At 62.5% G+C, this 22,660-nt stretch carries 20 protein-coding genes; 15 read left to right on the top strand and 5 right to left on the bottom strand.

What is annotated here, in order from left to right; genetic code table 11:
* Positions 1-52: 52 nt before the first annotated feature.
* Entirely contained in the window at positions 53-874 is an 822-nt protein-coding gene (locus FQ664_RS16485) for an aldo/keto reductase (protein WP_144173341.1), read from the bottom strand.
* A complete protein-coding gene (locus tag FQ664_RS16480) occupies positions 862-1,767 on the bottom strand; it encodes a LysR family transcriptional regulator (RefSeq protein WP_144173340.1) in 906 nt (301 codons plus the stop codon). Before FQ664_RS16480 ends, FQ664_RS16485 begins: the two co-directional genes overlap by 13 nt.
* Before the next feature lie 140 nt (positions 1,768-1,907).
* On the opposite strand from FQ664_RS16480, the gene FQ664_RS16475 reads away from it, so the two are divergent.
* The 9 genes from FQ664_RS16475 (at position 1,908) to FQ664_RS16440 (ending at position 10,329) form a co-directional block, all read left to right on the top strand.
* Entirely contained in the window at positions 1,908-2,606 is a 699-nt protein-coding gene (locus tag FQ664_RS16475) for a CoA transferase subunit A (RefSeq protein ID WP_144173339.1), read from the top strand.
* Positions 2,607-2,641: 35 nt separating this feature from the next.
* Positions 2,642-3,298, top strand: a complete 657-nt coding sequence (locus tag FQ664_RS16470; RefSeq protein ID WP_144173338.1) for a CoA transferase subunit B — start codon at positions 2,642-2,644, stop codon at positions 3,296-3,298.
* Positions 3,299-3,390: 92 nt separating this feature from the next.
* Positions 3,391-4,809, top strand: coding sequence for a short-chain fatty acid transporter (locus FQ664_RS16465; protein WP_144173337.1), 1,419 nt, complete (start codon positions 3,391-3,393; stop codon positions 4,807-4,809).
* Between the two features lie 189 nt (positions 4,810-4,998).
* The gene (locus FQ664_RS16460) at positions 4,999-5,541 is read left to right on the top strand and encodes a helix-turn-helix domain-containing protein (protein WP_144173336.1); all 543 of its coding nucleotides are present in this window, start codon (positions 4,999-5,001) and stop codon (positions 5,539-5,541) included.
* A 255-nt stretch (positions 5,542-5,796) separates the two neighbouring features.
* Complete coding sequence (eppA, locus tag FQ664_RS27290) at positions 5,797-5,973, top strand: EPS-associated small membrane protein EppA (RefSeq protein WP_178091006.1); 177 nt, start codon at positions 5,797-5,799, stop codon at positions 5,971-5,973.
* A gap of 259 nt (positions 5,974-6,232) precedes the next feature.
* Positions 6,233-6,790 (top strand): polysaccharide biosynthesis/export family protein, encoded by a 558-nt coding sequence (locus FQ664_RS16455; RefSeq protein WP_144173335.1) that lies wholly within the window; start codon positions 6,233-6,235, stop codon positions 6,788-6,790.
* 24 nt (positions 6,791-6,814) lie between these two features.
* Positions 6,815-7,930, top strand: a complete 1,116-nt coding sequence (locus FQ664_RS16450; protein ID WP_144173333.1) for a hypothetical protein — start codon at positions 6,815-6,817, stop codon at positions 7,928-7,930.
* Positions 7,931-7,949: 19 nt separating this feature from the next.
* Positions 7,950-9,512, top strand: coding sequence for a GumC family protein (locus FQ664_RS16445; RefSeq protein ID WP_144173332.1), 1,563 nt, complete (start codon positions 7,950-7,952; stop codon positions 9,510-9,512).
* Positions 9,513-9,522: 10 nt separating this feature from the next.
* The gene (locus FQ664_RS16440; protein ID WP_144173331.1) at positions 9,523-10,329 is read left to right on the top strand and encodes a CpsD/CapB family tyrosine-protein kinase; all 807 of its coding nucleotides are present in this window, start codon (positions 9,523-9,525) and stop codon (positions 10,327-10,329) included.
* Between the two features lie 393 nt (positions 10,330-10,722).
* Here the strand turns inward: FQ664_RS16440 and galE are convergent, their stop codons facing one another.
* The 3 genes from galE to FQ664_RS16420 all read right to left on the bottom strand — a co-directional run bounded on the left by galE (position 10,723) and on the right by FQ664_RS16420 (position 15,924).
* Positions 10,723-11,697: a UDP-glucose 4-epimerase GalE gene (gene galE / locus FQ664_RS16430; protein ID WP_144173329.1), complete on the bottom strand. Its 975-nt coding sequence runs from the start codon at positions 11,695-11,697 to the stop codon at positions 10,723-10,725.
* Between the two features lie 79 nt (positions 11,698-11,776).
* Positions 11,777-14,392 (bottom strand): glycoside hydrolase 5 family protein, encoded by a 2,616-nt coding sequence (locus FQ664_RS16425; RefSeq protein ID WP_144173328.1) that lies wholly within the window; start codon positions 14,390-14,392, stop codon positions 11,777-11,779.
* A gap of 5 nt (positions 14,393-14,397) precedes the next feature.
* On the bottom strand, positions 14,398-15,924 hold the full coding sequence (locus FQ664_RS16420) for an O-antigen ligase family protein (RefSeq protein WP_144173327.1): 1,527 nt from the start codon (positions 15,922-15,924) through the stop codon (positions 14,398-14,400).
* A 95-nt stretch (positions 15,925-16,019) separates the two neighbouring features.
* Here FQ664_RS16420 and FQ664_RS16415 point away from each other — a divergent pair, with 95 nt between their 5' ends.
* The 6 genes from FQ664_RS16415 to FQ664_RS16385 all read left to right on the top strand — a co-directional run bounded on the left by FQ664_RS16415 (position 16,020) and on the right by FQ664_RS16385 (position 22,651).
* Positions 16,020-17,396, top strand: a complete 1,377-nt coding sequence (locus FQ664_RS16415; protein ID WP_144173325.1) for an oligosaccharide flippase family protein — start codon at positions 16,020-16,022, stop codon at positions 17,394-17,396.
* A 236-nt stretch (positions 17,397-17,632) separates the two neighbouring features.
* Entirely contained in the window at positions 17,633-19,099 is a 1,467-nt protein-coding gene (locus FQ664_RS16405; protein WP_144173323.1) for an FAD-dependent oxidoreductase, read from the top strand.
* A gap of 55 nt (positions 19,100-19,154) precedes the next feature.
* Positions 19,155-20,111: a glycosyltransferase family 2 protein gene (locus tag FQ664_RS16400; RefSeq protein WP_144173321.1), complete on the top strand. Its 957-nt coding sequence runs from the start codon at positions 19,155-19,157 to the stop codon at positions 20,109-20,111.
* Between the two features lie 8 nt (positions 20,112-20,119).
* Positions 20,120-20,644, top strand: a complete 525-nt coding sequence (locus FQ664_RS16395; RefSeq protein ID WP_144173319.1) for a serine O-acetyltransferase — start codon at positions 20,120-20,122, stop codon at positions 20,642-20,644.
* 5 nt (positions 20,645-20,649) lie between these two features.
* Positions 20,650-21,627: a glycosyltransferase family 2 protein gene (locus tag FQ664_RS16390; protein ID WP_144173317.1), complete on the top strand. Its 978-nt coding sequence runs from the start codon at positions 20,650-20,652 to the stop codon at positions 21,625-21,627.
* A 10-nt stretch (positions 21,628-21,637) separates the two neighbouring features.
* Positions 21,638-22,651 carry a VirK/YbjX family protein gene (locus FQ664_RS16385; RefSeq protein ID WP_144173315.1) on the top strand — a complete coding sequence of 338 codons (1,014 nt, stop codon included), beginning with the start codon at positions 21,638-21,640 and terminating at the stop codon, positions 22,649-22,651.
* Positions 22,652-22,660 lie beyond the last annotated feature (9 nt).

Genomic DNA, 22,660 nt, shown 5'->3' with positions numbered 1-22,660 from the left:
GCAGCCCAAAGGGCTGGGAAATCTCCCACAAAAAGCGATTTCGTGTCATTAGCTAGACCATCGCCAACCGCTGCTTGCGCGTCGGTGGCGGGAACGCCCGATCGATTGCCCGCAGGTCTTCGCTGGTCAAGCTCAGCGCCCCCGCAGCCGCATTCAGGCGCACATGCTCGGGCGCCACGGCCTTGGGGATGGCGATCACCCCGTCATCCCGGGTTATCCAGGCCAGGCTGACCTGGGCCGCTGTGGCACCATGGCGCTCGGCGATTTGCGCCAGCACCGGGTGCTGCAACAGGCGCCCGGCCTGGGCCAGCGGGCAGTAGGCCATGGTCGGCAGGGCGCGCTTTTCACACCATGGCAACAGGTCGAACTCGATGCCACGCTGGGCCGGGTTGTACAGCACCTGGTTGGTGGCGCAATCGGGGTTGTGCAGCTCGCGCAGGTCGTCGACGTCGAAGTTGGAAACACCCCAGCGCTTGATCTTGCCTTGCTCGCGCAAGCGCTCGAAGGCGTCGACGGTTTCCTCCAGTGGGTGCTGGCCACGCCAGTGCAGCAGGTACAGGTCGATGCAGTCGGTGCCCAGGCGGGCCAGGCTGCGCTCGCAGGCGGCCGCCATGCCGCGCCGGCTGGCATTGTGCGGGTAGACCTTGCTGACCAGAAATACCTGGTCACGGCGCCCGGCAATGGCCTGGCCAACGACTTCTTCCGCGCCACCTTCGGCATACATCTCGGCGGTGTCGATCAAACTCAGGCCAAGTTCGATGCCCTGTTGCAGGGCCGCCACCTCGGCCGCCTTGCGGCCTGGGTCTTCCCCCATGTACCAGGTGCCCTGGCCGATGGCCGGAACGCTCGAACCTGCCAGTTTCACGTAACGCATGTCACCTCCGGGATCCGGGTATTGGAAAGCAGTACCTCAAGCAGCGCTTGCGCCGCCGTGGAAAGCTTGTGTTCGCTGAGGGCAATCACGCCGATGCGGCGCTCGACCGTGGGCTCGACCAGGGTTACGCAGCGGGCGCCAAGCTCCTGCATCTGGTTGATGCACAGCGCCGGTACGGCACTGACCCCCAACCCACTGGCGACCATGCGGCCGATGGTCGACAGCTGGTGGCTTTCGAAAGCCACCGCCAGTTTGCCGTGGCGGGCGGCCACGTTCTGCTCCATCAGCAGGCGCACCGCCGAAGGGCGTTGCAGGGCCACAAAGTCTTCGGCCAGCAATTGTGCCCAGCTGACCTGGGGCAGTTGCGCCAGGGGCGAATCGGCGGGCACCACGGCGACGAAGCGGTCCATGTACAACGGGTGGAAATCCAGGCCATCGATGTTGTCCGGTTCGAAGCCGATGCCCAGTTCGACGCGGCGATGGCGCACCAGTTCCAGCACCTGTTCGTTGATCACATCGTGCACGGTGACGTTGACCTTCGGGTAGCGCTGGCGAAATACCTTGAGCGAGTAGGGCAGCAGGTTGCCGGCAAAGGCCGGCATGGCCGCCACCGAAACCCGGCCCAATTGCAGGGTGAAACGCTGGCGTAGCATCTCTTCGGTGTCGTCCCAGTCGGCCAGCAGGCGCCGCGCCAACGGCAGCAGCACCTCGCCTTCGGCGGTCAGGCTGACGCTGCGCGTGGTGCGGCTGAGCAGGGCGCCGCCAAGGTTCTCTTCCAGGGCCTTGATGGTCAGGCTCAGGGCTGGTTGCGAGACATGCAGGTGTTCACCGGCCTGGGCAAAGCTCTGGTACTTGGCCACGGTGACAAAAGCGCGCAGTTGCTTGACGTTCATGACAGGCCTGTTGGTTGTTTTGCAAAAGTTATCAATCAATGATGAAAACAAAATTAACAAATCAGTTGCTTGCGGTGAAGATGTCCCCACACGCTCACCGACAGCCTCGTCGGTTCAACAACTACAAAAGGCGGATCAGCATGGCCGGACTGGACAAGCGCGTTGCAACCTATGAACAGGCCCTCGAAGGCCTGACCGACAACATGACGGTACTGGCTGGTGGTTTCGGCCTGTGCGGCATCCCGGAAAACCTTATCAGCGAAATCAAGCGCCGTGGCGTCAAGGGCCTGACCGTGGTCTCCAACAACTGCGGCGTCGATGGCTTTGGCCTGGGCGTGCTGCTGGAAGACCGGCAGATTCGCAAGATGATCGCTTCCTACGTGGGCGAGAACGCCGAGTTCGAACGCCAGCTGCTGAGCGGTGAGCTGGAAGTGGAACTGACCCCGCAGGGCACCCTCGCCGAGAAAATGCGCGCTGGTGGCGCCGGCATCCCGGCCTTCTACACGGCCACCGGCTACGGCACCCCGGTTGCCGACGGCAAGGAAGTGCGCGAGTTCAACGGCCGCAAGTACATCCTCGAACAATCCATCACCGGTGACTTCGCCATCGTCAAGGGTTGGAAGGCCGACCACTACGGCAACGTGGTGTACCGCAATACCGCGCAGAACTTCAACCCACTGGCGGCCACCGCCGGCAAGATCACCGTGGTCGAAGTGGAAGAGATCGTCGAACCCGGCGTGCTGCTGCCCAGCGAGATCCATACCCCGGGCATCTACGTGGACCGCGTCATCGTCGGCACCTTCGAAAAACGAATCGAAAAGCGCACCGTCAAGGCCTGAGCGCCATCCACCAGAACAACAAAGAGATCCTGACCATGGCACTGACCCGCGAACAGATGGCGCAACGCGTCGCCCGTGAACTGAAGGACGGCTACTACGTCAACCTGGGCATCGGCATTCCGACCCTGGTGGCCAACTACGTACCCGCCGACATGGATGTGATGCTGCAATCGGAAAACGGCCTGCTCGGCATGGGCGAATTCCCCACCGAAGGCACCATCGATGCCGACATGATCAACGCCGGCAAGCAGACCGTCACCGCTCGCCGCGGTGCCTCGATCTTCGATTCGGCACAGTCGTTCGCCATGATCCGTGGCGGCCACGTCGACCTGACCGTGCTCGGCGCTTTTGAAGTGGATGTGCAAGGCAATATCGCCTCGTGGATGATCCCGGGCAAACTGGTGAAGGGGATGGGCGGCGCCATGGACCTGGTGGCCGGCGCCGATAACATCATCGTCACCATGACCCATGCCTCCAAGGACGGCGAGTCCAAGCTGCTGGCACAGTGCAGCCTGCCGCTGACCGGCGCCGGCTGCATCCGCAAGGTGCTGACCGACCTGGCCTACCTGGAAATCGAAGACGGCGCCTTCATCCTGCGCGAGACCGCGCCGGGGGTGAGCGTTGAGGAAATCATCGAGAAGACCGCCGGCAAGCTGATCGTGCCGGATGATGTCAAGGAAATGACCTTCTAAGGCACTACCGCAATCCCTGTGGCAGCGGGTAAACCCGCTGCCACAGGGTTTTTGCTGTTTCATCTCATAAAACCAATAAAAGGAATTGAACCGTGGCCGCTGAAATCCAAGACAGCCGTTCCGCGCGCTTTGCCTTGCGCTGCTCCAACTGGGCCGAACGCTGGTTCCCTGACTCCTGGGTATTCGCTGCCCTGGCGGTGATGCTGGTGGGTATCGGCGCCCTGGCCATGGGCGCCAAGCCGACCGACACCGCCAAGGCCTTTGGCGATGGCTTCTGGAGCCTGATCCCGTTCACCATGCAGATGGCCTTCGTGGTCATCGGCGGCTACGTGGTGGCCAGCTCGCCGCCCGCCGCGCGGCTGATCGACCGCCTGGCGCGCATCCCCGGCAATGGCCGTTCGGCGGTGTGCTGGGTGGCGCTGATCTCGATGCTGGCGTCGCTGCTCAACTGGGGCCTGTCGCTGGTGTTCGGTGGCCTGCTGGTGCGCGCCCTGGCCCGGCGCACCGAACTGAAGATGGACTACCGCGCCGCTGGCGCCGCCGCCTATCTGGGCCTGGGCGCCGTGTGGGCGCTGGGCCTGTCTTCGTCGGCGGCGCAACTGCAGGCCAACCCGGCCAGCCTGCCACCGTCGATCCTGTCGATTACCGGGGTGATCCCGTTCACCGAAACCATCTTCCTCTGGCAGTCCGGCGTGATGCTGGCGGCGTTGGTGGTGGTCTCGCTGGTCATCGCCTACGCTACGGCCCCAGGCCCGAACAGTGCGCGCAGCGCCCAGGACTGTGGGGTCGACCCCAGCTTCACCGCGCCACCAGCACCCCAGCGTACCCGCCCTGGCGAATGGCTGGAACACAGCCCGATCCTGATCCTGATGCTGGTGGCTCTGGCCGCCGGCTGGCTGTACCAGGAGTTCGCCACCAAGCCGGCGATTACCGCCATTTCCGGGCTGAATACCTATAACCTGTTGTTCATCATGCTCGGTGCCTTGCTCCACTGGCGCCCGCGCAGCTTCCTCGATGCGGTGGCGCGCGCGGTTCCGACTACCACGGGTGTGCTTATCCAGTTCCCGCTGTATGGTTCGATCGCTGCCATCCTCACCCAGGTGAAGGGTGTCGACGAGCAGACCCTGGCCCATCACATTTCGCTGTTCTTCACCCAGATCGCCACTCATGACAGCTATGCCGTGCTGATGGGCGTGTATTCGGCGGTGCTGGGCTTCTTCATCCCTTCGGGTGGTGGCAAGTGGATCATCGAGGCGCCCTACGTGATGCTGGTGGCCAATGACCTGCAGTACCACCTGGGTTGGGCGGTGCAGATCTACAATGCCGCCGAAGCCTTGCCGAACCTGATCAACCCGTTCTACATGCTGCCGCTGCTGGGTGTGCTGGGGCTCAAGGCGCGCGACCTGATCGGCTTCTCGTTCGTGCAATTGCTGGTGCACGTACCGCTGGTGCTGGTGTTGCTGTGGGCATTGGGTACGACGTTGCAGTACTTGCCGCCGGTGATGCCGTAAAGCCGGGGGGCCACTGCGCGGCTCATCGCCGGCAAGCCAGGCTCCCACATCGACTGCATTGGCTCCAAGCCATGCGCAGTTCCTGTGGGCGCGTGGCTTGCCGGCGATGGGCTGCACAGCAGCCCCAGCATTTCCCTGGCAGTCCACGTATGATGGTCAGGCTGCCTTCGCCAGGGAAACCCGCGTCACATGTCTATTCGATTGAAACTGCTGCGAAAGAAACTGGGGCTGACCCTGGAACTGCTGGCCGACAAGACCGGCATGACCAAAAGCTACCTGTCCAAGGTCGAACGCGGCCTGAACACCCCCTCGATCGCCGCCGCGCTGAAGCTGGCGCGGGCACTGAATGTCAACGTCGAAGAACTGTTCGCCGAAGAGCAGGCCGGCCAGAGCCGCTACAGCCTGGTGCGCCATGGCGAGCGCCAGGCCCTGGTGGGTGACGGCGCAGGGCCGGGGTACGCAGCCCTCACCAGCCAGGTCGGCCAGCGCAACCTGCTGCCGTTTCTGATCCAGCCGCCGACCGAGTTCAGCGACCCCACGTTCAAGGAACACCTGGGTGAAGAATTCCTGTTCGTCCACGCCGGCCAGGTGGAAGTGGACTTCATGAACGAGCGGGTGCTGCTGGAGCAAGGAGATGCCCTGCATTTCAATGCCCAGACCCCACACCGGCTAAGATCGGTGGGGCCGCTGCCGGCGCAGTTGCTGGTCGTGGTACACCACGCAGACGAGTAAAACGACGGGGCGCCCGAGTGCCCCACGGTTTTTGCCTTTCTCAGCGATGAAACACTGACGCCATCACCGACAGCGCTTGCAAGCTCAATCGATGTGTCGATATTTTGACGATATCGGGCATCGCTCATTGAATTTTATTATAGTGTCGAATCATTGACGCAATGTCATTGTGCCCATAAGCTCAATTCAATAGTGAAACAACCCCCGAACACCGCGCCAACAAATAGTTGATTTTCCTCTTTAAAGGAGGGGCGTATGCGCACGGCTCTGATTATCAAATCGATGTCTTTGCTGGTGCTGTTAAGTGGCGCGGCGCGTGCGGCGGATGTGTATATAAATCAGAACAGTATCATCCCTGGTTCAACCGCAGGGTGGTTCTTTGCATTTGCTGTCGTTGGCTTTGTGGCAGTCGCCAACAGGAGAAAGATCTGAATCCGCCAGCCTGAGTTTTACCCTTGACGCCAGCGGGCCCGGGGCTTGGCTTGTCAATTCCCCAACCGTTGCTATATTGCCAGTAGCCCGTGCAGGTCCACGGTTGAGGCAGCACAGCCCAGGCTGCACAGCGTCAAGGTAAGGCCTCCTGAAAGATCGAGGCCGTTGCGGCTGGCGTATGCCGCGAAGCGGAGCGAGAGTTGGTGTGCTGTTCTCATTCAGTGCTCTTTGTCGGGCCTTTACGGCCGGAGGGACCCTCATGGTGCGTTCAATGTTTGTCGCGTTCTGCATGCTGATGGTGTGGTCCGGTGCCGGTAACGCCGACCCGAACAATGCCGCCTACCTGCTCAGCCCCGGCGATGTGGTGATGGTTTCGGTGTGGCAGGAGGAGAGCCTGCGCCAGGAAGCCACCGTCCTTCCCGATGGCAGTATCACTTTCCCCCTTGCCGGGCGCATTGATGTTGCCGGGCTGGATGTCACGGCAGTTGAAAAACAAGTGGCTGCCAAACTCGAAAAATTTCTTCCCGACCCGAACGTCAGCGTTGTCGTCAAGAGCATCGCCGGCAACCTGGTCTATGTACAAGGCAAAGTGATCAAGCCCGGGCCGGTACAAATGGCGGGCCCTACCGCAGTGCTGCAGGCCCTGAGCATGTCGGGCGGCCTGGACAAGTTTGCCGACGAAAGCGAAATCAAAGTGGTCCGCGGCACCGGCGCTTCCCAAAAGATCCTGCCCGTGCGATATAGAGACCTGGTGTCTGGCCGGGATATGTCCACCAACATCCAACTTCAGGCTGGCGATACGCTGGTCGTTCCTTGATCTTGCCTTTAATAAGAACATTTAATGCCACTTCTTAGAACAACTAGCATTGCAACGGCAATCATGGTGTTGCCGTTGGCGGATCCCGTACTGGCGGCAAATTGGCAGTCTACGGTAGTGGTACCGACATCCGTCGAGTACGACAGCAACCCGTTGCTGCTGTCGTCGGGTGAAAAAGGCATAACCCGCACGATCATCGCGCCGGATTACGCCCTGATCGGCACTTTCGACCGTGACGAACTGAGGTTGGGGCTGGGCATGCATGTATTGCGCTCGTCCGACACGGCGGTGGTCGATAACCGTGAGGACCCCGATGTAAGCCTGGGCTGGCAACGCCAGACCGAGCGCGGGCGTTTCGGCCTGCTGGCGCGCTACAACGAAAGCTCGACGCTCTCGGGAACGGTACTGGACACCGGCGTGGTCACCACCGATGGCACGCAAAAGCTGTATACGCTGACCGGCAACTGGAGCCAGGCGGTTACCGAACGCAGCACCTTGAGCAACGAAACCACGTACAACCGTGCCCGTTATGACATCACTACGCTGACGGGTTACGACGAACTGGGCAACGTGTTCACCTGGACCTACGCCTGGAACGAGCGGGCTGATCTGTACAGCCGCTTTGGCGCCCGGCGCTATGAACCCGAGCAGGACCAGACGGCGACGGCCTCGAACAGCTACAGCCCGGCGGTCGGGGTCAAGTACCAGTTCTCCGATCGCCTCAGCGCCGATGCGCATGTTGGTGTCACCGAGGTTTCCGGCGACGAAGGTGGACGACGCGGGGAGGGTGGGGTTGCGCTGCTGTACACCGGTGTGCGCACCGACGCCAGCATCACCGCCGAACGCAGCACGGTGGCCAGCGCCGAAGGCGGCTTCGCCGAACTGGATCAGGTGCGCGGTGTGTGGAGTTACGCTGTCAGCGAGCTGACCCGGGTGGGCGCAGACGCTGCCTGGCAGGACAGCAAAGGGCAGACCCCCAACACCCTGCAGACTTACAGTGTGTGGGCCAGCCGCGAGTTTTCGCCGTACTGGGACCTGCGCCTGTCGCTGATGTACAAGGAAAGGCAGCAGGATCAGGAACCCGATGCGAACGCTACGATCGTGGGTTTGACGTTGACGTACAGGTACCCCGACATCTGAACTTCAGGCAGGTGGCCCCATGAAGTCTGACTACGAGCTCTCCCTCAGAGATTACATCGCCATAATCAAGGACCGGGGCCTGATATTGGGGGTGAGCGTCGTAGTCATCCTGGCCGCGACCGTTGCTGTCGCAGTGATGGTGCCGCCGATCTACCAGTCGACCGGCACCATCCTGGTGGAGTCGCAGCAGATTTCGCCCGAGCTGGTAGCGACCAACAACACCAGCTTTGCCGATGAACGCATCGAGGTGATCCGCCAGCGGGTGATGACCCGTGAGAACCTGCTGCGCATCATCGGCAAGTACAACCTGTTCCCCGACAAGCGCTTCAGCGATAGCGACAAGATCGACCACATGCGCAGTGCCGTCGTGGTCGAGACCCTCACCACCTATGTGCGCGGGCGCGGTGAAGCGACCGTGGCGTTCAATGTGTCCTTCGAGCACAAACAGCCGGAAGTGGCCAAGGAAGTCGCTGACGAGCTGGTGACGCTGTTCCTCAACGAGAACCTCAAGCAGCGTACCGAGCGGGCCAACGAAACCACCGAGTTCCTCACCCAGGAGGCGAACAAGCTGGGCGCCGAGCTGGCCAGCCTGGAAAACCAGCTGGCGGATTTCAAGCAGGCCCATGCCAATGCCTTGCCCGAGCACCAGACTCTGCGCATGAACATGCTGTCGCGGTCGGAGCTGGAGTTTCGTGAGGTTGACCGTGATTACAAGGCTGCGCAGGAAGAACTGCGCTACCTGGAGCTGGAACTGTCCGCGGCCAGTGCCGGGCTGGCCACCAAGACCGGCGAAGGCCCCAGGACGGCCAGTGTCGACCAGCTTCAAGACCTGCCAAGCCTGAAGGCCGAGTATGTCCGCCTCCTGAGCCGCTACAAGGAAGCCCACCCCGATGTAGTGGCAGCCAAGCGCAAGATCCAGGCGCTCGAAGCCAGTGGTAATCGCACGGCGGTAGCCTCCACGGTCGGCCTCGACGTCGCCCGCGTGCGCGCCAAGATGAGTGCTGCACAGGAGCGGATCGTTTCGCTGGCCGAACAGAAACGCGAGTTGACCAGGAAGATGGAAGGCTACGAAGCGGAAATCCTCGAGGCGCCGCAGGTCGAGCGTGGCCTGGTGACTTTGATGCGCGACCACGACAACGCGCGCAAGAAGTACGAGGAAATCCGCGCCAAGGAAATGGGCGCGAAGATTACCGAAAGCCTGGAACAGGAGAACAAGGCTGAGCGCTTTGTACTGCTGGAGCCACCACTGATGCCCGAGAAGCCGATCAAGCCCAACCGCAAGAAAATCGCCGCACTGGGCCTGGTGCTGGCACCGGCAGGCGGCGGTGCACTGGTGATGCTGCTGGAAATGTTCAACCAGCGCATTCGCGGCGTTGGTGCCCTGGAGAACCTGCTGGGCAAACGGGTGCTGGTGGCGCTGCCTTACATCGATACCAAGGCCGACATGGCCAGGCGCAAGCGTTGGCGCAACTGGCTGATCCTGGCGGCGCTGGCGCTGGTGGCTATCATGGTAGGGCTGGTACACGTGTTCTACATGCCACTGGATGTGCTGTTGTTCAAAGTCATCTCTCGGTTTGCATAGGGAAGCAGTGATGGACAGGACCAAGCCGGCTGTTGGTAATAATCTTCACCAGGTTACCCCGGGTACTCCGCAGGCCTTGTCACCCGCCCCTGGTACGGCGCTGGCGGAAGTGCCTGGCCAGTTCGATTACGTGAACACCAAGGTGGTGCCGCTGCGCGCGGAGCACCTGGAGCGTCACCGCATCGTCGCCTACAACAAGAACTCCAACATGAATGGGCCAATCGACCTGCTGCGTACGCAAGTGCTCAGGACCATGGACGAGAATGGCTGGCGAACCCTGGCCATCACCTCGCCAACCCCAGAAGCGGGCAAGACAGTGCTGGCGATCAACCTGGCCATGAGCATCGCCCACCACACTACCAAGACCGCGTTGCTGGTGGACTTCGACCTGCGTCGGCCCAAGGTCGGCAGCACCCTGGGCCTGCCCATGGAGCAGGCGCTGAACGAGTTTCTGACGGACGAGGCCGAGCTGCAGGACTGTCTGGTCAACCCGACCTTGCCTCGGTTTGTGGTGCTGCCGACGCGCGTACCGGTGCCGTTGTCTACCGAAATGCTGTCGTCGCCCAAAGTGAGCAACCTGATAAACGAACTGCGTAATCGCTACGAGTCGCGCATCTGCATTTTCGATTTGCCGCCGCTGCTCAGCTCTGACGATGCGATCACCGTGATACCCAAGTTCGACTGTGTGCTGCTGGTGGTGGCCAACGGTATGAACAACAAGAAGGAAATCGAGGATTGCCTGCATCACCTGGCCAGGGTGAACCTGGTCGGGACGGTATTGAACAAGGCCGACGAGCAGCCGCGGACCTATTACTGAAGCTTTAGATCCCGGGGCTGCGTTGCAGCCCTTTCGCGGCACAAGGTCGCTCTCATAGAACTGCACATAACTCGTTGAATTAGCAGGGCCCCTGTGGGAGCGGCTTTAGCCGCGAACACCGGCGCAGCCGGTGCCACCCACCGCGTTGGATTCTTCGCGGCTAAAGCCGCTCCCACAGGATACACGGACCGCTTGCGAATTCAGTTCTCTATGCGACAGCGCAGCCCAAAGGGCTGGGCCATCTCCCACAGATACATCCACGCCTTTGGCTGGCGGTTTCCCCTGTGGGAGCGGGCAATGCCCGCGAAGCAGGCGACGCGGTGGATGGCACCGGCTACACCGGTGTTCGCGGGTGAACCCGCGCCAACAGGGAGGCGCAGCACCTCCCGCACCTCAGGTCTGGCGCGTAGTCCAGGGGTACTGCAACTCCCACTGCCACGCATGCCGCACAATTTGCTCCAGCGAGGCAAACTCCGGCCGCCAGCCCAGCACCTGCAGCGCCTTGCTCGCATCCGCCACCAGCCGTGGCGGGTCGCCAGCTCGGCGCGGCGCGTCAAGGGCACTGATCTGCCGCCCGGTCACCGCCCGGGCCGTATCGATTACCTGCTGCACCGAAAAACCTAGGCCATTGCCCAGGTTGAACGCAGTGCGCTCGCCACCCGTCAGTAAATAATCCACCGCCAACGCATGCGCCGCCGCCAGGTCGGCCACATGCACATAGTCGCGTATGCAGGTACCATCCGGCGTGTCGTAGTCGCGGCCAAATACCGTCACCGCCTCACGCCGGCCCGAAGCGGCCTGCAGGATCAGCGGGATCAGGTGGGTTTCCGGGTCATGGCGCTCCCCCAACTGGCCTTCCGGGTCAGCGCCCGCTGCATTGAAGTAACGCAGGCACACCGACTTCAAGCCGTAGGCCCGGTCGAAGTCCTCGAGAATCTGCTCGACCATCCATTTGCTCAGCCCATACGGGTTGATCGGCCCCTTGGCATGCGCTTCGTCGATCGGCACATACTGCGGGTTGCCGTAAACGGCAGCACTGGAAGAAAACACCAGGTACCTGATACCGGCATTCACCATGGCCTGCAGGAGGACCAGGGTGGCCGCGACATTGTTCTGGTAGTACTTGCCGGGCACGCTGACCGACTCGCCCACCTGGATGAACGAGGCAAAGTGGAACACGGCATCGAAACGGCAAACACCAAACAGCACATCCAGGGCGGGTTCGTCGGCGATGTCCAGCTTCGCCCACTGGACGCCGGGACCGGGCGAGACCAGGTCCGCCACCACCACCTCATGGCCCGCACCAAGCAAGTGCTTGACCATGTGCGAGCCAATGTAGCCTGCGCCACCGACAACCAGAAACTTCATCCATGCCTCCTGGACTCTGCTGTTGTACAGCCGCGCTTTTCAGCTACAGGTCTGTTGTGAGGGTAGATGGCCATATACCCTATTTCAAGAACAGCCAATTGGACATGTACTTGCTGTCGAAGGTGATGCTGTAGCGCCCATCCTGGTAAGCCATCGGCAACGGTTTCAACTGCGCCTGCGCATCCCGGGCGAACAGCTTCAGGCCAGCGGGTGCCTTGATGCGCAAGGTGCCGGCAAGCGGCTCGACGTTGAACGGTGTCTTGTCATCGGCCTTGGGCACGGCACGGGTGCCCAGCGACACCAGCAGTTCGCGCGACTGGCCCAAGGGTTTGCCGTCCAGGCTTTGCACCACGACGCTGGCGTACGGCGTTTGTGCTTGCACCTGGATGGCGCCGAGGCTGATCGAGCGACCTCCCAGCCAGCCGGTCGCGGCCTGGCTCAGCGGTGTGTCGATGGTGTAGATGCCCTGTTGCCAGTTGCGCTTGAGCTCACCCGTGTCGCTGATCGCTTCCGTGGCGTCGGCTGGCAGCAGGGACTGCCCCGGGTCCTGCAGCACCTGCGTACCGGCAGGGATGGAGGCGGGTTTCAGCCAGGGCAACTCCGGCGTCTGTGGCAGGGCGATCTGCAGTTGGCCTTTTTCCATGGCCGTGCGCAGCAGCGGCGAGTTGCGTGGGGTGATCTCCTGGTTGTACAGGATGGCGGGCGTCGGCGCGAACACGTAGCGGGTAGTGGCCGGCTTCACATCTGCACGGCGATAGAGCAGGGCGGCAGCGGGCAGGGTGGCGATCATTGCCGGGTCGTTGTACGCGTGCCAGTTATCCGCCGTGCGCCAACCTGGGTTGAAGGCCTGCTGGCTGTAGGCATACTGCATCATGGCGTCCCAGCCCTGGTGGGCGGCGGTGCCGGCCACGTACAGTGGCAGCGTGTGACGGTCGGGCAGTGGGAATGGCTCGGCGTTCCACTCGGTGACGGTCAGTGGTTTGCCGACCACCTGGGCGGCGCCGAGCCAGTCGATCATGCCATCGCTGGTCAGCGGGTTCTTCTCCAGCTGGCCGTTGGCGCCGTAGCTATGGGCGTCGATGACATCGCCTGCGGTGAGTGCCGGCAGCGCGCTCAGGCCATTGCCGCCCCAGGTACTGGTGGTGGCGATCGGCACTTTCACGCCGAGGCTGCGCAGGTGGGCGATCATGTCGGCGTTGAAGCGCTGTTCCAGGTCGTTGAGCAACAGCTTTGAGGGGCCATGCTCCCAGGCGCGCCAGGTGAGGTCGGCGGGCAGGTCATATTGTTTGGCGAAGGCTTTGGCCGCGTTCATGTAGCGCTCGCTGTGGCGCGGTACATCCTTGTTCGGCATCAAGGCATTACCATAGTGCTGGGTGAGGTCGTTCTCATTGGTGAGCAGTACGGCAGCGATGGCCGGGTCGTCCTTGTAAGCCAGGCCGGTGTATTCGTTCACATGGGTCAGGTACTGCTCGGCAAAGCGTTGCATCGCTTTCTGGATACTGTTGTTCACATAGGCGTAGCCCTTCAGGTCAACGCGTTCTTCTCCCTTGGCCAGTTCCTTGAAGTCATCGATGTGGTCATTGGCGGTAAGCGCACGCTGCACGTGCAGGTCCAGCCAGATATAGATGCCTTCGTCCTTGAGTGCCTTGATCCACAGGTCGAGCTTGCGCAACGATTCGGCACTGAGCTGCCGGGTATCGCGCACCAGGGTGGCGTCGCCGAACACGTTCGGGTTGACCCAGGGCGAGTCGTGGTGGTGCAGGCGCACCAGGTTGAAACCCAGTGCCGACAGGCGCTTGGCCTGTTGGCGGATTTCTTCGTCGGGGCTCTTGAACAACGAATAGGCGGACAGGTTGGTGCCCCAGAAGCGCACCGGGGTGTGGTCCTCGAACATCAGCTGCTCGCCGACGGCCTTGACGAAGCCATGCTTGCCGGCAGGCTTTTGCGCGGCATTGAGGAACGACAGGTCCACTGGCGAGGTGCGCCAGTCCAGTTGGTCATCGGGCCAACCGGCGGGGTCGACCAGGCCGAAGCGTTCGCTGGGCGTGGGCCCCAGGTCGATGTCACCGGTGATGTTCAGCACTGCCTTGATCTGCTGCCGGCCGGCGCTGATCGGGTCGTTGTAGATGAATGCACGCAGCTCGGACGGGTTGCCGCGCTCGAAATACACCTTGGCCAGCGGCGGCTCGAAGCGCATCTCGATGCGCCGGCCCTGGTCAGCCTTGCCCCACGACCAGCCACGGTTGCCGGGCAGCAGCTGCGGGGCGCCCATGTTCCCGGCTATTTGCGCCGGGTCGAACTGGAACACCATGCCGCCGCCCATCACCCCGGCCTGGCGGCTGTGGGCGTCGAGGTCGAAGGCCCAGCTCAGGGTTTGCCCCTGCTCCTTGCGGATATCCGCCGCCAGGTCAAAGTCCAGCTCCTTGTTCTTGCCCTGCAGCGTGTAGTGGTAAGGGCCATTGACCTTGAACGTTGTAGCGAAGCCCGTCCAGCTCCAGTTGCCTGCCCAGAAGTCGAACTTGGCTTTCATCACCGGCCCACCACCGTGGGTCACCATAGGCAGGCCATTCTGTTCATCGACGCTGACTTGCCATGCCGATGCCCAGCCGGTGAGCGGCAGCAAGGCCAGGCCAGCAATGGTCGAAACCTGCAGCAGGGTTTGAAAACCTGGGCAGCGCAGGGTGAGCACGTTCATAGGCGTTACCTGGGTTGAAGGCCGGGGTCGGCCAGCGCGATGGTCTGGCTGTTGTGCAGCTTGCGGACCATCTGGATGTAGGCCACGGCCAGCCCGGCGACAGACCAGTACACCACCGGGATGAAGGTGATGCTGCTGACGGTGAAGATGATCACCAGGATGCCGATCAGTGTCGCCAGCAATACCCGGCCGAGCTGGCGTCGCTCGTCATCCTTGTCGGGGAAGCTGCGCATGGCCTTGCGGATGCCGTGCAGTACGCTGGCGAAGAACGCCACGAACAGGCCAAGCCCGACCAGCCCGACCCGCAGTGCCAGGTTGATATAGGTGTTGACGATGTCGATGATGCCTTCACCCTGGATCATCGATTGCATTTCCGGGGTGTTGCGGAAGTCGAACGAGCCGAACAGCGGGTTGCGCTGGATGACGATCCACGAGTTGTCCATCAGCCGTTCGCGGTAGGTGATGTTCTCTTTTTCGAGGGTGCCAATGAACGGCAGCAGGTCCAGTACCTTGTCGCCACCGGGGACGATGGTCAGCAAGGGCAGGGCCAGCATGCCGGCCGCGGCGAGCAGCGCCAGGCGCCTGAGCGCACCTTTGCCCAGGGCGATGAACACCACCACGATGACCACGGCGCCGATCCATGGGCCACGGGACAGTGGCGCGAACAGCCCGGCGGCCAGCAGCAGGGCACCCAGTGCCCGCTGCAGGGGGCGGCGCACATAACCCTGGACGAACAGGAATAGGCCGATGGCCACGCTCATCACATAGCCCAGGGCAATTGCCTGCCCGGTGGTGACGCTGGCGCGCAGCGAGCCGCCACGGCTCAGGTAGCCGGACATGCTCCACGGCACGCCCATGGCGTCGACCAGGGCGCTGTACAGCAGCCAGTGGCGCACGTACTCGGCGACGCCGATCAGGGCCAGGATGAAGGCGGCGAGCACGAAGGCCAGCAGGGTGTCCTTGAAATCGCTGATCTGGCGCAGGCCACGGCTGGCCACGTAATACGGCAGGAATACATCGACATACAGGTACAGCGTCTGGCGCAAGGTATCGGTCAGGGTGGTTTCGCGCAGGTACAGCATGCTCATCAGCAGCAGGCCGGCCGCCAGCAGTCTGTCGGGCCAGGTGCGGCCAAAGCGCAGGGTGTCGCTTTGCCGGTGCAGGGCCAGTGCCGCCGGCAACAGCACGCACAGGGTCAGCAGGCGGATATGGTTGAGGTCGACCAGGTAATTGACCACGCCAAACCCGGGCACCTGCACCGAAGCCGGCGGGATCAGGAACAGCAGCATGTAGAACAGCGCCATGGGGTTGTGCTCGCGGCGCCCGGCGATATACAGGATGACGGCGCCAGCCCCCAGGTAAACCCAGAAACTGTGCGAGACGAAGGCCAGCAGGGTAAGCAGGAACCACAGGTTGCGCCGGCGCTTGAAGTCATTCAGCGGGATCAGGTCGCTGGCAGGCCGCCGCGCCAGCAGGAAGACCACGCTCGCCAGAAACAGGATGACGATCAACGCACGAAAATGTTCAGGCATTGGCTATGTACACCTTTGCGTCGGTGGGCAACGGCTAGCAGCGTGGCTGATTGAACTATAGTGACCTTTTAGCCAATCAGTCAGAGATTGACGTCATGCCGTCGATTGATGTGTCTGCCACCGCGAGCCTGCGCAAGCGGGCCCTGAGGGCCGGGTCGTGGAACCTGGTTGCGCAGGTGGCGTCACAGGTGATGCGCCTTGGCGGCAACCTGATCATGGCCCGCTTGCTGCTGCCGGAAATGTTCGGGGTGATGGTCATCGCCACCACCGTTTCGGTACTCCTGCATTTACTGTCCGATGTCGGCCTGCGCCAGAACATCATCCAGAGCCATCGCGGGGACGACCCGCATTTTCTCAATACCGCATGGACGGTGCAGATCATCCGCGGCTTCGTGCTGTGTGCCCTGACCTTGCTGCTGGCCCTGGGAGCCTGGTTTGCCCAGTTGGCCGAACTGTGGCCGGCGGACTCCACCTATGCCGCACCGGTGTTGCCGATGGTGCTGGCGGCGACCGGGCTGTCGGCGGTGATCTGGGGGTTCCAGTCCACCAAGATAGATGTGGCGGTACGCACTTTCCAACAAAAGCGCGTGGTGCTGGTCGACCTGGCCTCGCAGGTGGTCGGCCTGGTGGTGATGCTGGTGCTGGGTTACCTGACCCACTCGGTCTGGGCGCTGGTGATCGCCGGCCTGGTGTCGGCCCTGGCCTGGACCATGCTGGGCCACACCGCCCTCGAGGGGCACGACAACCGCCTGCAGTGGGACCGCAGCGCGCTGACCGAACTGATCGTGTTTGGCCGCTGGATCCTGCTGTCGTCGATGGTCGGCGTGCTGGCCATGTACGGTGACCGCATGTGGTTCGGCGCCAGCATGACGGCGACACAACTTGGGGTGTATTCGATTGCCGTGCTGATTCTCGGTGCCGTGCAGAGCGCGCTGCTGAAAATTTTCGGGGCCGTGGCGCTGCCTGCCTTCAGCGAAGCGGCCCGGGCCGATGACAAGGAGCGCCTGAAGGCGCTGTATTACCGCTTCCGTCTGCTGGTCGACCTGCTGGTGCTGTTCATCTGTGGCGGTTTCCTGACCGTCAGCCCGCTGCTGATCGGCTGGATGTACGACGACCGCTACCGTGAAGCCGGCCCGATGCTGGCTATTCTTTCGCTGTCGTTCCTCACATTGCGCTATACCTTGGCTCATCAGGTGTGGATTGCCCTGGGCCTGACCAAGTACCAGGCCATGGACAACATCATTCGCCTGGTCTCGCTGTGGGGGCTGCTACCGCTGTTGCTGGCGATCGGCGGTGTGGACTGGGCGATCTGGGGGGTTGCCCTGCATACAGTGCCAACCCTGGTGCTGATCGTGTACGTGAATTGCAAGCTGGATATCTTCAGCCTCAAACGTGAGCTGGTGGTGCTGCCGATGCTACTGGTCGGGGCGCTTTGCGGGGCGCTGCTGACAGCCTTTTTCAACTGGCTGTAATGCGGCTTGCTGGGTGAAAACTTCAAAGATACAGGTCACCGGATCATGGGGAAGCTTACTTTTTGTACTGCGCAATTGGGCCGTAGAGGCTTTCTCCAGAGTTGTGTCTTGCTGGGCGTTGGTGGTGCGGTGTTCGGCGCTACGCCAGCCGTTGCCAGTCAACCTGCCGACAAGTCCGGGTTTGTGGTGATCAACGGCTGGGTATTGCCGTCCCGTTACTTCCGGAACGAACACGCATGATCAAGGACTATCAGCAGCAGAAGGCACTGCGCGACAGCTACGATGTCTGCATCATAGGCGCCGGCCCGGCGGGCATCACCCTGGGCCTGCGCCTGGCCACCGCCGGCTGGAGCGTACTGCTTGCCGAAGGCGGCGGGCGTGAGTATTCGGCGAACTCGCAAGCCTTGTACGCCTGTGCATCCACCGGCCTGGAGCTGTATGCCAAGGAAGCTCGCTTGCGTTACCTGGGCGGCACATCCAACCATTGGGCAGGCCGTTGCCGGCCGTTCAGCCCCTCGGACTTCGCCATCCCCCCCCTTGGTGACCTGCCTGGCTGGCCCATCCCTTATTCGGAGATCGCCGCCTACCTGCCTGCAGCCATGGACATCGTCGACCTGCCGCCCGGGTCGGATTTTCAGGCCTTGAATACTGGCCTGGACGGCGGTGACTTCGAGCCAGACCGCTTTCTGCTCAGCCCGCCAACGCGTTTTGCGCAAAAATACGCCACGGCCCTTGAGCAGACCCAAGGCCTGGATGTATTCATCAATTGCAATTGCGTGAACCTTGAGTTCGACCAGGCCACCGGCCACCTGGCCGCAGTAGTGCTGTCTGATTACGAACGCAATCGCCAGCGCCTGGTTGCGAGAAACTTCGTGCTGGCCACCGGAGCCATCGAAAATGCCAGGCAACTGCTAAACAGTGAATCGTTGCTGGCGGCCGGGGTCGTGCGCAAGGACGGGCTGGTCGGCGGATGCTTCATGGAGCATCTGAACATTGATCTTGGCACCTTCATCCTCAGGTCGGGGCTGGCCCCTGAGCCGCGCGAGTACTACACCACCGATGCCTTCGTCGACGAATACAAGGCAGGTAAAGGCAATGTCAGGGCCGCCTTGCTGGCCGATGTGCAGACCTATGGTCGTACTGCCGAGGTCAAGCATTTTCTGGAGAACCTGGCCTGTGACATGGGGGTTGCCAGCAAGATCGCTTTCGTGGCCAAGTTCAGTTGCCCCGGTGACGGCGTCATCAGCACCATGATCGAGCAGTTCCCCAACCTGCGCAGCCGCATTTCGCTGCTGGATGAGAAAGACGCACTGGGCGTGGCCAAGGTCAATGTCAATTGGACCCTGAGCGCCGATGACCGGCACACCATCAAGTGCATTGGCAGCGAACTGGCCAAGCAGTGGGCTGACATGAACCTGGGTTTCGTCAAGCTCAATGACTTCGTTTATGACACCTCGATACCGCTGAAGTTGTCGCCACATGCCCACCATATGGGTACCACGCGCATGGCGTCGTCGGCACAGTTCGGTGTTGTCGATACCAATTGCAAGGTGTTCGGTACCGAAAACCTTTACGTCGCCGGCAGCAGCATCTTTGCCACGGGTGGCGCCTCCAACCCGACCATGCCGCTGCTGCAGTTTGCGGTACGCCTGGCCGACCACCTCGATGCCAGGCTGAGCGCGGCCAGGGACGCGGTGGTGTGACGCAGGTTGTGCTGAGCTTGCAAAGACGCGGGTACTTCTTCGAGGGATGGCAACAATGGCTGGTAAACCTGTGGACGTCATGGTGGTCAACTTCAACACGGCCGGGCTGCTGCAGCCGATGTTCGAGGCGCTGCGCCGGGCCGACAGCGAACGGCTGGCCAACTACCTGGTGGTGGACAACGCCTCGGTCGATGACTCGCTGCGGCGCATGGCCGAGGTGTGCCCGCAAGCGCTGCTTTTGAGCAACAGGCAGAACGTGGGGTTCGGCCGGGCCAACAACCAGTTGCTGGCGCATCTGCAGGGCAAGTACGCCTTGCTGCTGAATACCGATGCCTTCGTCGCCGCCGATTCCCTGCAGAAAACCCTCGACTACATGGACGCCCACCCTGAGTGCGGGGTGCTGGGGGTGCGTCTGGAGGGCCGCGACGGCGACCTGCAACCCAGCTGCCGCTACTTCCCCACACCGCTCAACGTGTTCGTCGGGCGTACCGGGCTGGGGCGCTTCTTCCCGGGCTTGAAGATGGTCGACGAAATGAACTGGGACCACGCCTCGGTCCGTGAGTGCGACTGGCTGCCGGGCTGCTTCTACCTGGTGCGCCGCGAAGTGCTGGATCAGGTGGGCCTGTTCGACCCGCGCTACTTTCTTTATTACGAGGAGGTCGACCATTGCAAGCGGGTCAAGGCGGCAGGCTGGAAGGTGGTGTTCTACCCGCACACCACGGTGGTGCACATCGGTGGTGAAAGTTCCAGGTCGGTGGCCGAGCTGGAGGCGGCCAGCCGGCAGATCTCGTCATACCAGATCGAAAGCGAGCTGCTGTACTTCCGCAAGCATCACGGGCGGGCGGGGCTTGCCCTGCACATGCTGCTGGTTACCCTGGGCGACCTGGTGCTGGCACTCAAGGCGCTGTTGAAACGACGCGGCCGGGGCGCAATACAGGCCTGCTGGCGTCACTGCAGGGCGACCTGGTCACTGTTGTTCAAGACCCGGTACGCCAGCCAACCGACAAGGTAGGTGGAACCATGTTCGAGAATATACGTGCCGATCTGCGGGCCCATGGTGGCGACTGGGGCGCCCAGGGCTTCTGGGTATTGCTGGTGTACCGCTTCGGCCGCTGGCGCTATGGCGTGCGCCCGGCACTGCTGCGCAAGCTGTTTTCGCTCATCTACAAGATCCTGTTCAAGTGTGTGCAGATCATCACTGGTGTAGAGCTGCCGTGCGAAGCGGTGATCGGTCGCAACTTCGTCATCGACCATTTTGGCGGCATCGTCGTCAGCGGCTATGCCCGGTTCGGCGATGACTGCCGCATCCGCAACGGCGTGGTGGTGGGCCTGAAGAACGTCAACGAACCGATTGCACCGGTGTTCGGCAACAACGTCGATATCGGTACCGGGGCCAAGGTGCTGGGTAGCATCCGTATCGGCAACAACGTGATCATCGGTGCCAATGCCGTGGTGCTGGTGGATGTGCCGGACAACTCGCTGGCGGTGGGGGTGCCGGCCATCATCAAAGCCAGGCAACCGGCCGCCACGGCACCCGTCGAGTGAGGCCCATGGCGAACGGGATCGGTGTGGTGGTGATTGGCCGCAACGAAGGCCAGCGCCTGGAGCGTTGCCTGCGTTCGCTGTTGCAGGGGGCGGACAAGGTCATGTATGTCGACTCGGGCTCCACCGATGGTTCACCGCACCTGGCCCGCAGCCTGGGGGTGGAGGTACTGGCACTGGACATGGGCACCCCGTTCACCGCCGCGCGTGCGCGCAACGAAGGCTTTGCCGCTTTGCGGCGGTTGCTGCCGTCGATGCCCCTGGTGCAGTTCGTCGACGGCGATTGCGAGGTGGATGCTGGCTGGCTGGCCGTGGCGCAGGCATTTCTCGACGACCGTCCCGAAGTGGCAGTGGTATGTGGCCGCCGACGCGAGCGCTTCCCCCAGCACTCGGTGTACAACCTGTTGTGCGATCTGGAGTGGGACACCCCCATCGGCGAGGCCAAGGCGTGTGGTGGCGATGCCCTGATGCGAGCAGATGCCTTCGCCGCCGTCGGCGGCTTCCGCCCCGAGCTGATCGCCGGAGAAGAGCCTGAACTGTGCGTGCGCTTGCGGGCAAAGGGCTGGAAGGTCTGGCGCCTGGACGCCGAGATGACGCTGCACGACGCCGCCATGACCCGTTTCAGCCAATGGTGGCGGCGTAGCCTGCGTGCTGGCCATGCCTATGCCGAGGGCGCTTACCTGCATGGTCAGCCGCCGGAGCGGCACTGGCTGCGCGAGTCGCGCCGGGCCTGGCTGTGGGGCCTGGGCATACCCGTGGTGATCGTACTGGCCTGCCTGCTGCTGGGCGGCTGGGGCCTGTTGTTGCTGTTGGTCTACCCGCTGCAGGCCGTACGCCTGGCCCGCCGTGGTGGCAAATCGGTGCGGGAGAACTGGCTTCAGGCGGTGTTTCTGGTGTTGGGCAAGTTCCCGGAAATGCTCGGGCAACTGAAGTTCTTGCGCCACCGCATCGCGGCCGGCAAATCGGCGCTGATCGAGTACAAGTGAGAGAGGCCCAATGATGCTCGGCACGATCGTGAAAAGCGTGTTTACCTTGCAACCGGGCTACTCGTTGCGGGCGCTGCACAACAAGTACAAATTGACGCTGCAGATCGCCAGGCAATGGCCTGAACTGAATGCGTTCCTGCAGCGCATGACGGCGGCGCTGGGCCAGCAAGGTCTGCAGCGGCTGGGCGTGGACTGCATCGGTGTCGTGCAGTGGCCTTACCTCAGCAAATGCTGGGAAGCCCCGCAGCGCCTGGAGGTGGTGGCTTCGCACTTCGAAGTGCTGGCCGGGCAGTTCCCGGCGTTGTTGCTGCTGGGGCGGGACGAAAGCCTGGCGCTGTGCGAGCTGTCCAGCCATTCGCCGGGCTGTCGCCTGGTCCTGGACCGGCCGATCTGGTTCAAGCGTGAAGGCGAGTTGGTATTGAACCTGTTCCAAAGCGACCTGCGCGTAGCTTCCCTGGCGTTCAGCCTGTGCCGCAGCCAAGGCGAGCTGTGCCTGTTCATCGGGGCCGTGCAGGGCATCCACAAGGGCATCGACAGCGAAACCTCGCTGGCCATCTACCGCGACCTGACCAAGGACTTCGAGGGGTTGCGCCCCCGCAGCCTGCTGCTCGAGGGGTTGAAATGCCTGGCCAGGACCCTGGGCGTGGCGCACCTGTATGCCGTCAGTGATGCCTGCCGCCATCATCGGCACGCGTATTTTGGCACCGACAAAGGCCAGGACCTGGCGGCCAACTATGACGTGATCTGGCTGGAGCACGGCGCTACCACGTCGCACCATGCGGACTTCTTCGCCCTTCCGCTGGCTGCGGTACAGCGGGCAGAACAGGACATCCCGGCGAAGAAACGGGCGATGTATCGCCGCCGCCAGGTGTTGCTCGACGATGTTTTCACCCGCTTGCAGGCCGCGTTGCCAGGCAGCGGTCACAACCTTGGACTACAAGGGAAACAGGGGGACGCACCTGACGAGGTGGTATCGGCGGGGCGCCGCCACGGCAGGTCTGAAGGTTCATTACGCGGGTCTTGATCTGGATTC

Origin of the sequence: Pseudomonas persica, from assembly GCF_900291015.1 — a bacterium.
Taxonomy (GTDB): Bacteria; Pseudomonadota; Gammaproteobacteria; order Pseudomonadales; family Pseudomonadaceae; genus Aquipseudomonas.
Note: the sequence above shows the minus strand (reverse complement) of the source record. Positions and strands in the feature narration are given on the sequence as shown.

What these genes read in the sequence shown, in the direction of transcription:
- FQ664_RS16390 (WP_144173317.1), top strand. Translation starts at nt 20,650, where the DNA reads ATGGCGAACGGGATCGGTGTGGTGGTGATTGGCCGCAACGAAGGCCAG.
- FQ664_RS16400 (WP_144173321.1), top strand. Translation starts at nt 19,155, where the DNA reads ATGGCTGGTAAACCTGTGGACGTCATGGTGGTCAACTTCAACACGGCC.
- FQ664_RS16450 (WP_144173333.1), top strand. Translation starts at nt 6,815, where the DNA reads ATGCCACTTCTTAGAACAACTAGCATTGCAACGGCAATCATGGTGTTG.
- FQ664_RS16475 (WP_144173339.1), top strand. Translation starts at nt 1,908, where the DNA reads ATGGCCGGACTGGACAAGCGCGTTGCAACCTATGAACAGGCCCTCGAA.
- FQ664_RS16460 (WP_144173336.1), top strand. Translation starts at nt 4,999, where the DNA reads ATGTCTATTCGATTGAAACTGCTGCGAAAGAAACTGGGGCTGACCCTG.
- FQ664_RS16470 (WP_144173338.1), top strand. Translation starts at nt 2,642, where the DNA reads ATGGCACTGACCCGCGAACAGATGGCGCAACGCGTCGCCCGTGAACTG.
- FQ664_RS16405 (WP_144173323.1), top strand. Translation starts at nt 17,633, where the DNA reads ATGATCAAGGACTATCAGCAGCAGAAGGCACTGCGCGACAGCTACGAT.
- FQ664_RS16415 (WP_144173325.1), top strand. Translation starts at nt 16,020, where the DNA reads ATGCCGTCGATTGATGTGTCTGCCACCGCGAGCCTGCGCAAGCGGGCC.
- FQ664_RS16440 (WP_144173331.1), top strand. Translation starts at nt 9,523, where the DNA reads ATGGACAGGACCAAGCCGGCTGTTGGTAATAATCTTCACCAGGTTACC.
- FQ664_RS16385 (WP_144173315.1), top strand. Translation starts at nt 21,638, where the DNA reads ATGATGCTCGGCACGATCGTGAAAAGCGTGTTTACCTTGCAACCGGGC.
- galE (WP_144173329.1), bottom strand. Translation starts at nt 11,697, where the DNA reads ATGAAGTTTCTGGTTGTCGGTGGCGCAGGCTACATTGGCTCGCACATG.
- FQ664_RS16425 (WP_144173328.1), bottom strand. Translation starts at nt 14,392, where the DNA reads ATGAACGTGCTCACCCTGCGCTGCCCAGGTTTTCAAACCCTGCTGCAG.
- FQ664_RS16455 (WP_144173335.1), top strand. Translation starts at nt 6,233, where the DNA reads ATGGTGCGTTCAATGTTTGTCGCGTTCTGCATGCTGATGGTGTGGTCC.
- FQ664_RS16485 (WP_144173341.1), bottom strand. Translation starts at nt 874, where the DNA reads ATGCGTTACGTGAAACTGGCAGGTTCGAGCGTTCCGGCCATCGGCCAG.
- FQ664_RS16480 (WP_144173340.1), bottom strand. Translation starts at nt 1,767, where the DNA reads ATGAACGTCAAGCAACTGCGCGCTTTTGTCACCGTGGCCAAGTACCAG.
- FQ664_RS16445 (WP_144173332.1), top strand. Translation starts at nt 7,950, where the DNA reads ATGAAGTCTGACTACGAGCTCTCCCTCAGAGATTACATCGCCATAATC.
- FQ664_RS16420 (WP_144173327.1), bottom strand. Translation starts at nt 15,924, where the DNA reads ATGCCTGAACATTTTCGTGCGTTGATCGTCATCCTGTTTCTGGCGAGC.
- FQ664_RS16395 (WP_144173319.1), top strand. Translation starts at nt 20,120, where the DNA reads ATGTTCGAGAATATACGTGCCGATCTGCGGGCCCATGGTGGCGACTGG.
- eppA (WP_178091006.1), top strand. Translation starts at nt 5,797, where the DNA reads ATGCGCACGGCTCTGATTATCAAATCGATGTCTTTGCTGGTGCTGTTA.